This is a genomic window from Niallia sp. Kr1, from assembly GCF_050389805.1.
Lineage (GTDB): Bacteria > Bacillota > Bacilli > Bacillales > Cytobacillaceae > Bacillus_BD.
In genome coordinates, this window is the sequence record NZ_CP130945.1 from 4,046,960 (window position 1) to 4,058,440 (window position 11,481).

14 protein-coding genes and 2 other annotated features are annotated in these 11,481 nt (G+C 37.4%); of the genes, 1 reads left to right on the forward strand and 13 read right to left on the reverse strand.

Going from position 1 to position 11,481, the window contains the following annotated elements; translation table 11 throughout:
- Window positions 1–13 precede the first annotated feature (13 nt).
- Both Q5760_RS19845 and Q5760_RS19850 read right to left on the reverse strand, forming a co-directional pair.
- Window positions 14–154, reverse strand: coding sequence for a hypothetical protein (locus tag Q5760_RS19845; RefSeq protein WP_428909335.1), 141 nt, complete (start codon window positions 152–154; stop codon window positions 14–16).
- 292 nt (window positions 155–446) lie between these two features.
- Entirely contained in the window at window positions 447–1,532 is a 1,086-nt protein-coding gene (locus tag Q5760_RS19850; RefSeq protein ID WP_428909336.1) for a M42 family metallopeptidase, read from the reverse strand.
- Between the two features lie 168 nt (window positions 1,533–1,700).
- On the opposite strand from Q5760_RS19850, the gene Q5760_RS19855 reads away from it, so the two are divergent.
- Window positions 1,701–2,087: a sigma-w pathway protein ysdB gene (locus Q5760_RS19855; protein ID WP_428909337.1), complete on the forward strand. Its 387-nt coding sequence runs from the start codon at window positions 1,701–1,703 to the stop codon at window positions 2,085–2,087.
- A gap of 21 nt (window positions 2,088–2,108) precedes the next feature.
- Here the strand turns inward: Q5760_RS19855 and Q5760_RS19860 are convergent, their stop codons facing one another.
- From Q5760_RS19860 to nrdR, 11 genes are all read right to left on the reverse strand, one after another.
- Window positions 2,109–2,693 carry a TVP38/TMEM64 family protein gene (locus Q5760_RS19860; RefSeq protein ID WP_428909338.1) on the reverse strand — a complete coding sequence of 195 codons (585 nt, stop codon included), beginning with the start codon at window positions 2,691–2,693 and terminating at the stop codon, window positions 2,109–2,111.
- A 71-nt stretch (window positions 2,694–2,764) separates the two neighbouring features.
- Entirely contained in the window at window positions 2,765–3,025 is a 261-nt protein-coding gene (locus Q5760_RS19865) for a DUF1294 domain-containing protein (protein ID WP_428909339.1), read from the reverse strand.
- A gap of 14 nt (window positions 3,026–3,039) precedes the next feature.
- Window positions 3,040–3,180, reverse strand: coding sequence for a hypothetical protein (locus Q5760_RS19870; protein WP_428909340.1), 141 nt, complete (start codon window positions 3,178–3,180; stop codon window positions 3,040–3,042).
- Window positions 3,181–3,224: 44 nt separating this feature from the next.
- Window positions 3,225–3,584 carry a 50S ribosomal protein L20 gene (gene rplT, locus Q5760_RS19875; RefSeq protein WP_428909341.1) on the reverse strand — a complete coding sequence of 120 codons (360 nt, stop codon included), beginning with the start codon at window positions 3,582–3,584 and terminating at the stop codon, window positions 3,225–3,227.
- A 67-nt stretch (window positions 3,585–3,651) separates the two neighbouring features.
- Entirely contained in the window at window positions 3,652–3,852 is a 201-nt protein-coding gene (gene rpmI, locus Q5760_RS19880; protein WP_428909342.1) for a 50S ribosomal protein L35, read from the reverse strand.
- A gap of 15 nt (window positions 3,853–3,867) precedes the next feature.
- On the reverse strand, window positions 3,868–4,371 hold the full coding sequence (gene infC / locus Q5760_RS19885; protein ID WP_428909343.1) for a translation initiation factor IF-3: 504 nt from the start codon (window positions 4,369–4,371) through the stop codon (window positions 3,868–3,870).
- Between the two features lie 96 nt (window positions 4,372–4,467).
- Window positions 4,468–4,597: a sequence feature (ribosomal protein L20 leader region), on the reverse strand.
- Window positions 4,598–4,751: 154 nt separating this feature from the next.
- Window positions 4,752–6,683: a threonine--tRNA ligase gene (gene thrS, locus Q5760_RS19890; RefSeq protein WP_428909344.1), complete on the reverse strand. Its 1,932-nt coding sequence runs from the start codon at window positions 6,681–6,683 to the stop codon at window positions 4,752–4,754.
- 53 nt (window positions 6,684–6,736) lie between these two features.
- Window positions 6,737–6,976: a binding site (T-box leader), on the reverse strand.
- Window positions 6,977–7,212: 236 nt separating this feature from the next.
- Window positions 7,213–8,103 carry a putative sporulation protein YtxC gene (gene ytxC / locus Q5760_RS19895; protein ID WP_428909345.1) on the reverse strand — a complete coding sequence of 297 codons (891 nt, stop codon included), beginning with the start codon at window positions 8,101–8,103 and terminating at the stop codon, window positions 7,213–7,215.
- 154 nt (window positions 8,104–8,257) lie between these two features.
- Window positions 8,258–9,187, reverse strand: a complete 930-nt coding sequence (gene dnaI, locus Q5760_RS19900) for a primosomal protein DnaI (protein WP_428909346.1) — start codon at window positions 9,185–9,187, stop codon at window positions 8,258–8,260.
- 15 nt (window positions 9,188–9,202) lie between these two features.
- Window positions 9,203–10,603, reverse strand: coding sequence for a replication initiation and membrane attachment family protein (locus Q5760_RS19905; protein ID WP_428912642.1), 1,401 nt, complete (start codon window positions 10,601–10,603; stop codon window positions 9,203–9,205).
- A 274-nt stretch (window positions 10,604–10,877) separates the two neighbouring features.
- The gene (gene nrdR, locus Q5760_RS19910) at window positions 10,878–11,339 is read right to left on the reverse strand and encodes a transcriptional regulator NrdR (protein WP_428909347.1); all 462 of its coding nucleotides are present in this window, start codon (window positions 11,337–11,339) and stop codon (window positions 10,878–10,880) included.
- Window positions 11,340–11,481 lie beyond the last annotated feature (142 nt).

Below are 11,481 nucleotides of genomic sequence, written 5' to 3' on the forward strand. Positions count from 1 at the left end.
GAAGATGCCCGCTTTAGAGACGGTCATCTTCCCACGCTCGATCAAAATCTTTTATATTTGGGTTCTCCTTAGAATCTTCCTCTTTTAGACTATGTTTGATTGAATTAGATCCATGACGAGCCATTCTGTCCTTGGATTTCTTCTTTCTAACCATAAAGTTACCTCCAGAAGTGTACTTATTTCTGTGTTAGTTATATGGTTACCTCGTCCACTTATCTTCATCCATAACAATAGTTGGGAGATAAAGAACATAGAAAAAAATAAATAATCTTGTTTATACTCAATTACCTAACTTAAGTTTAACAACAAAACATATTGAAAAGATAGATTGTTGAAGAAGCGTCACGTTTCTCCTTCAACTAACGAAACATTAAATATAGTATCGTGGCAAAACTTTGGATTACCTCGACTGTAATTAAACAGATGAGAGTACTTTTCCTTTTTATTTAATCATACGTAATGGTATCAACCGTTTCACGGTCTAATTTTTTAATCACCTCTACCACTAGCTTCACTGCATTTTCAAAATCATCACGATGAAGCATCGCAGCATGGGAATGGATGTAGCGAGTGGCAATTCCAATTGATAGTGCAGGTACTCCTTTTGCAGTTAAATGAATCGAACCTGCATCCGTCCCACCACCTGGCATGGAGGCGTATTGGTAAGGAATATTCAATTCTTCGGCTGTATCAACGACTAATTCACGTAAACCTTTATGGGAGACCATGGAAGCATCGTAGAGTACGATTTGAGGACCGTCTCCCATTTTACTCATAGCATCATTTTCACTAATCCCTGGTGTATCACCGGCAATCCCTACATCAACAGCAAAGCCGATATCTGGCTCAACTTTAAAAGTAGAAGTTTTCGATCCTCTTAGACCAACTTCCTCTTGTACAGCCCCAACCCCGTAAACGACGTTTGGATGTTGAATGCCTTGTAATTCTTTTAAGACATTAATGGCAATACCACAGCCAATTCGGTTGTCCCAAGCCTTAGCTAGAAGCATTTTATCGTTATTCATAACGGTAAATTCAAAATATGGCACGACCATATCACCTGGGCGAACGCCCCATTCTTCTGCTTCCTCTTTGCTTGAAGCACCGATGTCAATAAACATATCCTTAATTTCAAATGGTTTTTTACGAGCTTCAGGTGATAAGATATGGGGTGGCTTCGACCCGATAACTCCTGTGATATCGCCTTTTCGCGTAACAATGGTAACACGTTGAGCCAACATAACTTGCCCCCACCAGCCACCAACGGTTTGGAATTTTAAAAATCCCTTTTTATCGATTTGCGTAATCATCATTCCAATTTCATCTAAGTGCCCAGTTATAACGATTTTTGGACCATTTTCATCACCTGATTTTTTGGCAATTAAACTACCCAGGTTATCATATGTAATTTCATCTGCATAAGGAGCTATGTATTTCTTCATGACTTCACGGGGTTCTCGTTCATTCCCAGGGATTCCCTTGGCATCCGTTAAATCCTTTAACATGGTTAGCGTTTCATCTAAATTCGCCATTTTTTCGTCTCCTTTACTCGTTCTCTTTTCTATTATACAGAAGGGAGGTGGTAATATACAAAAAATAAACGAGTCCACAAACTGTTTCATTTTTTTACCTCCAAATGAAACTTTTTTATAACAGATTCGTATGATAGGGGACAACAACTATTGTGAGGTGGGTTTCTAATGATATGGGTCATTCGGTTGGTTTTACTGGTCCTGATCATTTTCATTATTTATCGAATCTTGGTATTTCTTTTCCATCCAAGACGCAAATTAGAGCTTGCCCGTGAACAACAGAAGTTTTATTTTTATGATGATGCAGATAATGTTAGAAAAAATTTTCTACTCACTCATAAAGGCGTTATTTTTGAAGGGGAAAAGTATTTAGGAGCAACAAAGGATACATTCGACGTTGTGACGATTTCAATTGGTCCGCAGCATGTGATGTCATTAAAAGGATTTGTTCGGGAAGACTTTCAAGAAATTGAACAAAAAATCCACGAACATTATCCAAAAGCAATAATCGATTGGAAAAGTCCAGTAAAAGAATTTCTTTATTCGGCGAAATGAGGAAGAGGCTAACAAATGTCGTTAGCCTCTTTTTATTTCTTTTGTTTTAAAGAAATCAGCCCATTTAATGATCGACATTTTTTCTCTAAATAAATAAGTTAAAATTAATAATGAAAATAAAATGATAGCAATAAGTTCAGGAGTAAAACCACTTATAAATTCACCAAAAACGGAATAAAAAAAGGCTAGAGGTAGGTTGGTTAAAATACTATTTTTGAAGTAGGTTTGATAACTTTTATTTTTTTCGATTAAACAAAAGTTTAGTAAATGAAAATGAACGAATGGGATTAAACGTAAAATGGCGGTTTGGGTGACGGTTAGATTCCGATATTCGCCAAACCATTTTCTTTTTAAACGAGAAAGCTTTTCATGCGTTTTCGGAAGTTTTCCTATTACAAAATAAAATCCCAATGAACATAAGACTAAGCCAACTAACGAATACAACGTCCCAAGTACGGATCCAAAGAGAATTCCCCCTGCCATACAAACAAGGGTGACCGGAATAAATAAAAACTGTCGGAAAACATGAAACAAAATAAAGGCAATCGGCGCGATGATCCCACCTGTTCCTACTAAAACAAATAAGAGCGAAAGTCCATCCTCCACTTGTTCACCTTCTCTCTGCAATTTCTTGTTGTCTTTAAAGCATATCGAAAATAACGTAAGGATATGCCTATTTACAAAAAATAGATGATCAGAAAGATATCCAAAATCGCTAAAATAGGAAAACCAATCTTGAAAGAAAGATGTTTCGTTTTATGACGGAAAAGGTTCATTCCTATTGTTGTACCCAAGGCCCCGCCGATCACGGCAATCGTCCATAATGTATTTTCACTGATTCGATATTGATGTTTCTGCGCCCTTTGTTTATCGATTTTCATCATGATGAGACCAATGATATTGATAATAATAAAATACAGTGCCAAATATTCAGGCATTGTTGCACCTCCAGTTATTTTTTGTGATAAAGGGATTTTGGGAAAATTGATCCAAACTTGGTGGGAATTGAACCAAATTCGGTTATTATCGAACCAATTCCGACTATAATTGAACCAATCTCACCATTAATTGAACCAATCTCTATTTTTTCCATATAAAAAGCCATCCTCCAATTAGAGAATGGCTATTATGCTAACATTATTTGCTTAAGTTTGATTTTGCTACTGAAGCTAATTCTGCAAATGCTTTTTCATCGTTAACTGCTAAGTCAGCAAGCATTTTGCGGTTTACTTCGATACCAGCTAGCTTTAATCCGTGCATTAAACGGCTATAAGAAAGACCGTTGATGCGTGCTGCTGCGTTAATACGAGCAATCCAAAGTTTACGGAAATCACGTTTCTTTTGACGACGATCTCTGTAAGCATATTGTAATGATTTCATTACTTGTTGATTGGCAACTTTATATAATGTATGTTTTGAACCGAAATAACCTTTAGCTAATTTTAATACTTTTTTACGACGTTTGCGCGTAACTGTACCGCCTTTAACACGTGGCATATGGTTTCCCTCCTAAATATCTACTTCTCGAGGTGCCTTGTGCACCATAATATTTCTGTAAAAATAATTATTTAATGTTGTCTAGTAAGTGACGAATGCGTTTGTAGTCTCCGCTAGAAACCATTGCGCCTTTACGAAGCTTACGTTTTTGCTTTGTAGATTTGTTTGCGAATAAGTGACTTGTATATGCGTGATCACGTTTTAATTTACCTGATCCAGTTTTTTTGAAACGCTTTGCAGCGCCGCGGTGAGTTTTCATTTTTGGCATTGGGTATTCCTCCTCTTACTTTTCAATTTTAGGTGCTAACACCATAAACATACTTCTTCCGTCCATTTTAGGGTGAGCTTCAACAGTTGCAATGTCTTTCGTTGCTTCTGCGAAACGATCTAAAACGCGTTGACCGATTTCTTTATGTGTGATGGCACGTCCTTTAAATCGGATCGACGCCTTCACTTTGTCACCTTTTTCAAGGAATTTGATTGCATTACGAAGTTTAGTATTAAAATCATGCTCATCAATCGTTGGGCTTAAACGAACTTCTTTCGTTGTAATGACCTTTTGATTTTTACGAGCTTCTTTGTCTTTCTTTTGTTGTTCGAACTTAAACTTTCCGTAGTCCATAATACGAGCTACAGGAGGCTTAGCGTTCGGAGCAACAAGTACAAGATCAAGATTGACACGAGCTGCTATCTCAAGCGCCTCATTCTTTGTTTTAATTCCTAATTGTTCGCCGTTTTGATCAATCAAACGTACTTCGCGGGCACGAATCCCTTCATTTAACAACACATCTTTGCTAATAGCAAAACACCTCCAAAAATTTTCCAATGATCCGAATATCATTTAGGGAAAGAATCACCTGGTCACTGTTAACTGGCATCTTACCGCACTAAAAAAGTGTGAGTGAATACACCCACACTTTACGAAACATTTCAAAGTTAAAAATTTTTCGTTAACCTGTCAACAGCGTTACTTGCGTCAAGCAGGTGAGAAGCGGGTGCTTCTTCTTTATCCTAAAAATACTCGTATTCAATTTTTCAACTGTTTAACTATATCACAATCTATGTTGTTATGTCAAAAAAAGTTAGTTTGTTTTATCGCAACGAGATAAATAATATCAAAGAATCTGCATTTACGCAACCACTTTTTTTAGGAACTCATCTTTTCCCTTATTTTTTCACTTCGTTTGTTAATTTTTCCACAAATTGTGAGAATGGAATGGACTCTGATTTTTGTTCCCCATATTTACGGACATTCACTGATTCTGAAGACACTTCTTGGTCCCCTACCACTAGCATATAAGGAATTTTTTGCATTTGAGCTTCACGAATTTTATACCCAATTTTTTCATTACGGCTATCTAGTTCAACACGGAATCCTTTTGCTTTTAATTGCTCTTGAACTTGTTTAGCATAGTCAAAGTGAACATCTGGTGAAACAGGGATCACTTGAACTTGTACAGGTGCCAACCATGCTGGGAAAGCCCCTTTATATTCTTCAATTAAGAATGCAACAAAACGTTCCATCGTTGAAACAACGCCACGGTGAATAACGACTGGACGATGTGGTTTTCCATCTTCCCCTACATAGGATAAATCAAAGCGTTCAGGAAGCAAGAAGTCTAATTGAACGGTTGAAAGCGTTTCGTCCTTGCCAAGAGCTGTTTTTACTTGAACATCAAGCTTAGGACCATAGAATGCCGCTTCGCCTTCTGATTCGTAGTATTCAACACCCATTTCATCAATAACTTCCTTCAGCATGCCTTGCGCTTTTTCCCACATTTCATCATCATCGTAATATTTCTCTGTGTTTTCAGGATCACGGTATGATAAACGGAAGGAATAATTTTCAAAATTAAAGTCTTTATAAACCTCAAGAATTAATTCCACAACTCGTTTAAATTCTTCTTTAATTTGATCAGGGCGCACGAAAATATGAGCATCATTTAAAGTCATACCACGTACACGTTGTAATCCCGAAAGCGCACCTGACATTTCATAGCGGTGCATCGTTCCAAGTTCCGCAATTCGAATTGGCAATTCACGATAGCTATGGATGCCGTTTTTGTAAATCATCATATGGTGCGGACAGTTCATTGGGCGGAGAACGAGTTGTTCATTATCCATATCCATCACAGGGAACATGTCTTCTTGATAGTGATCCCAGTGACCAGATGTTTTGTAAAGCTCAACATTGGCCATAATCGGTGTATACACATGGTCATAGCCTAGGCTAACTTCTTTATCAACAATATAACGCTCAATAATGCGGCGAATTGTTGCACCTTTTGGAAGCCATAACGGTAATCCTTGTCCAACTTGTTGGGAATGAGTAAATAAATTTAATTCCTTCCCGATTTTACGATGATCGCGTTCTTTTGCTTCTTCCAGAAGACGTAAGTGCTCGTCTAAATCTTCTTTTTTGAAAAAGGCAGTTCCGTAAATACGCTGTAACATTTTGTTGTTGCTATCACCGCGCCAGTAGGCACCCGCAATACTTAGGAGTTTGAACTCGCGAAGTTTTCCTGTTGACGGAACATGAACGCCACGACATAAATCAAAGAACTCACCTTGTTCATAGATGGTGACTGTTTCATTTTCTGGAATGGCTTCAATCAACTCAAGCTTGTATTCATCGCCAATTTCTTTATAAATTTGAATCGCTTCCTCGCGGCTCACCTCTTTACGAACGACTGGCAGATTTTCGTTAATGATTTTTTTCATTTCTTTTTCGATTTTTGGTAAATCTTCTGGTGTTAATGACTCTGGCATATCAATATCGTAATAAAATCCACTTTCAATTACCGGTCCTACACCTAGCTTCACATCATTAAATAAGCGTTTAATCGCTTGTGCCATTAAGTGTGCTGAGCTATGACGCAAAATTTCTAGTGATTCGGGTTGGTCTTGCGTAATGATTTCAATCGATCCATCTTCCTCAATCGGTCTTCTTAAATCATACATCTCACCATTCAATTTTCCCGCTAACGCCTTCTTTTTTAAGCCAGAGCTAATAGACGCCGCAATATCTTCGGTTGTTGTGCCTGAAGGGAACTCCTTGATGGCTCCATCAGGAAACGTAATTTTGACTGCTTCTGACATATTACTCAATCCTCCATTAATGCATTTTGTACAAAATAAAAAGCTCCTCCCAAAAAAGGGACGAGCTATTACACACGTGGTTCCACCCTACTTCTTATTTTTACCATAGCAAAAATAACTTTGTAGAAAGATAACGGTCTTGGGCCGTCTTCCGATACTAAAACATTCACTGTTTGTTCCCGGTTGAAGTTCAGAGGTGGTAAGTAATCTATTCGTGTTAGGAAGGTTCCAGCCTAGCCTTCCCTCTCTATGAACCGTAAAAAGAATACCCTTGTCCTCATCATTACTGTTCTAGCATATAATCAAATTCGCCCGTCGAATTTGCGCCCGGATATAATACCTGAGCTCGCTCGATAAAATACCGTAAAAATCGCATGGCTCGCCGGAGGCTTAACTTCATTCAGCCGGAGTTTGAACCCCACTGAATTTGAAAGTCTTTTTGCAGTCATCTTCCATCTAAAATCAGGAAGACTTCTGCTGAATGAAGTTTAGCTTATGTACGTTATTATAGTAATTTATGATTTAGAAATCAAGGAGTATTGTATTTTTCATTTAATAATGAAGTGTACTCTTTTTTTCGTTTTTCAAATGAATTGGTTTCTTCGATTATCAGTCTTTCTTCAAAGATATTCCGAATCGTTCTAAGGATTGGTTTGTCCGGTTCTGAAGTATAAATATTGATTTTCAGTGGCGCAATTGATAGCAGTGGTGCGATCGTACTTGAGTCAATATAGATCGGATGATTAATTAAAAGTTTTCGATCGACCATTTTAGTCAATTCTGCTTTTTTAATTTCATTAAAACCCTGATCAAAGAAGGTGATAGTTTCCTCTATACAAATTAAATGAATTTGTTCGATTTTCGGTTCTCGCCCTAGAAGAAATTCTCGTAACATTTGGATAAACATCTGATATTCTTGCTCCATCCGATACTCATCCAAAGATAACTCTACATATTTCCGCAGCTCCTTTAACAAAGAACGAAGTCTAAACGTCACGAATGCATCGAAAGAAAATGTCTTATGTTCATGAAACCATTGATTGATATGGTCCATTAAGTATTCCTTCATACTAAATTTTGGTAAAAATGTTGCTAACTCTTCATGTCTTCCTTCTAACACAGAATGGATGATATCCATAATTTGTTGTTGCTCTTCTTCGTCACGATAATGGTATTTATCCCTTAAGATTTCTCTTAACCAATCGTTCAATTTTACCTTCATGATGAATTGACATAATGCCTCTTTTGCCCAATGAATGAACCGTTCTTTCTCCTGATGAACTGCACCATTACATTTAACAATATGAGAATCTTCATTTTGAAGAATATATATTGGACTAGACTCTCGTTCTAGTAATTGATTTAAAAAGACATGTAACTTTCTTGCATCGTGTTTATGCTGGAATTGGATTTCAAGCAACCAAATCCCCCCTTACAATTCTCTAGTAATATATATGGGGGACTTGACCAAATTAGAAGTAAGTCCTAAAAAAAGGTTTTTTTCTATGGAAAAATGGTTGCCATACTCTAAGCTAGCTAACAAGAAAAAAACTGGCTGAAAATGAGTCAGCCAGTTAATTTCTGCGATTTATTCCTGTTACCTTAACAGGTTCTGCCAAATATTTAATTCGCTCCATGATTCGTCGTGCTTTGATTTTTTCCTCTTCACCACGTTGACTATAGGTTAGATGATGTTCAAGCATCGCAAAGTCCATATTGGATGTAAAGAAGGTTGGCAAATTATCGAGCATCCGATATTGCAAAATCGGCCCTAAGATTTCATCCCGCACCCAACTAGACATTGATTCTGCACCGATATCATCCAGCATCAAGATTGGCTCTTTCTTAATCGCATCCAATTTTTCATTTAAGGTTGAATCCCCAATCGAACCTTTTAATTCGCGAAACAATTCAGGCACATAAACAATCATCGATGAAATCTTATTCTTTGCTAACTCATTTGCAATGGCCCCAAGTATGTAGGATTTCCCCACACCAAATTGACCATAGAAATATAATCCTTTCGTTAGCTGTCCTTCTCGATACTTTAAGACAAATTCAACCGCTTTTTGAATCGCATCCATTCGTTCGCCATCTTGGTCCATAGTAGCAAAAGAGGCTCTTAAAATATCCTTTGGCACATAAAGACTCTGAATTAGCTTTTCATTCTTGCGTTTTTCATCATCCATGACTTTACGTGGACATTTGTCATAGTGAACTTCGATTGAGCCCCTTGAAAAAACAAGTTGTGGATGATACCCCTGCATCATATTGATACACCCATCTAAAGAGGAACATTTATCACATTCCTTACTTTGATTTGTAAATTCATAGAGCTTAGAAAGATTTTTTTCGATGACATCCGAACTTAAATCCTCTTGATGTTCCATTAGAAAAGCTTGAATTTCTGGATGATTTAAGATCGCTTCTCTCATTTCTTGATACCGTTTTTGAAAACCTTCATTTCCTGCAAACCGTTTTAATGTTTCGTTAATCCTTTCCATCTAGACCTCCACCTCCTATGAACGCAGCTTTTTCATCATTTCTTCTAATTCCTGTTTTTTGCGTTCCAAATCTCCATCTGCTTTTGCTGGTTCTTTCTTATCAGTTCGCTTGCCGTCATCATCAAACCAATCCGGCAATATTTCCGTTCTAATCGGTTTTTTAGTAGAGTTACCTTGTTTTGGATTTTTCTTTCCTTCCGCCCATTCCAAATATTGGCGATGCTCCTTTTTCGCAAGGTCCATAGCCTCTTTAACAGTTTTAATATTCTTTCTTGCCCAATGACTTGCGATCTTCTCGACATAACTTTTTGTTAGCTTCATATCCGTCTTGCGCATGACATTATCAATCAACACATTCAAAACCCCTGGATTTAATTTCTGCCCAAACATAACATCTTCAATAATCTTAACATCTGCTTTCGATGGCTCTGCACCGCCACCAATGTCTTTTAAATATTGCAATGGTGACGTCGTTTCAAAATAATGAATCAGCTTTTCTTCCTGTGTTTGGGGTTCTTTATTGATCGTTTGATAGATGACAGGTTGGGTATTTTCGATAAGTGCAGGTAAGTTATCATAATGCTCTAATTGATACCAATCACGAGCAGATTTTCTTAACTCTTCAATATCAATTTTATTATCCTCTTGTATAGCGCTTATGACAATGTTCTTCATTTGCATAGCATCTATTCCATACAAAAAGGATAAGCTGCTGATTGCCTCCAAGACTTTTTTCGTAAAGGCTTCTTTTGAAATTAAACTTTCATGTAATCCTGCAAAGAGTAAGTCAAAATTAAAATCATCTTTGACTTTAACGGGGGTTCCTTCGTTTCGACCGATAAATTGCTCCCCATCTGCTACTTCAAGTTCTTGCTTCGTTTCCTCATCGTACGCCAAAAGATTCGTGTGTCCAGATGAAAAGACATCTTGAAAGGCACGTGTAACATCTTCGAATTCCGTTGTGTCTAGTGATTTATCACTGAAAAACCGCTTGACTCTTGCAAATTGGGCTCGACCAATTTTTCGATATAAATAAATATTTAACATGCCATCTGATAAAAACTGCTGTGCTGACAGCGGTGGCTGCATTTCATAGATAAAAAGCCGATGCCCCTCCTCCTCTTGTTTGACAAACGTCTTAAGAAGACCAATTGCTTCAAGCTTTAACCGTTTTTCATAGATTTCCTTTAAATTCACATCCATGAAATTCATTAAACTATGGTGCGAATGAGAATGGGACCAGAGTCGATTTTCTTCTAACTCTGCCCAAAGGGTCATATATAAACTCAAACACCCTGCACCAATGAGAGGTTGATACAAAAATGTAAGGATTTTTCGATCATAATCATGTAAAAGACCATTGGCAGTGACGACGTAATGATCAATTGGTAATAACTCTTGCCAATGTTGAGCCATGAAAATTTCATTCCTTTCTATACTAAAGCGCCTTGCTAAAGCTGAGTAGGGACCGATTTGCCCAGAATGCACAGACATCGAGTTCACCCCTTGAAATAAAGAAACCACGATGAACACGTAGCGTGAATCGATGTTGAGCAATATTTGCAAAAGAATGGGAAGTCCACTAGACGCTAGGTACTGTCGTTAAACCTTATCTAAATTCGAAAAGCAAATCAACGATTGTACCGGTTAAACCCGTTGAAAAAAGAGCCAAAGAAATGCTCCCTAGCTCTTATCCTTGTTCTTTTTTTATTAACTCTTTCAATTCATCGATAAATACATTAATATCCTTAAATTGTCGATAGACAGATGCGAAACGAACATAGGCGACTTCATCTAGTTTGGCAAGTCTGTCCATGACCATTTCACCAATGTCTTCACTTTTAATTTCGGAAATACCTTGACTTCGCATTTCCTTTTCGATACTTGCTGTAATATCCTCTAATTCTTTTAAGGCTACTGGCCTTTTTTCGCAAGCCCTAAGGATCCCGCGCAATAATTTTTCACGACTAAACTCTTCTCTTGTTCCTTCCTTCTTTACAACAACTAAAGGAGATTCTTCCACCTTTTCAAAGGTCGTAAACCGATATCCGCATTCCTCGCATTCTCTTCTACGACGAATCGAACGACCTTCGTCAACTTGACGGGAATCAATGACACGAGAATTATTATCTTGACATGAAGGGCATTTCATACAATCAGCTCCGACTTTTATTTCCTATCTTCTATCTTATTAGAAAGACTCAATCGATACAAGTTATTATTGAAATATTTTATCTTAGAATTCCCTGTATAGAATAAGCAGTTCGGTTCATTTCGCAACAAAAAGGCTACCA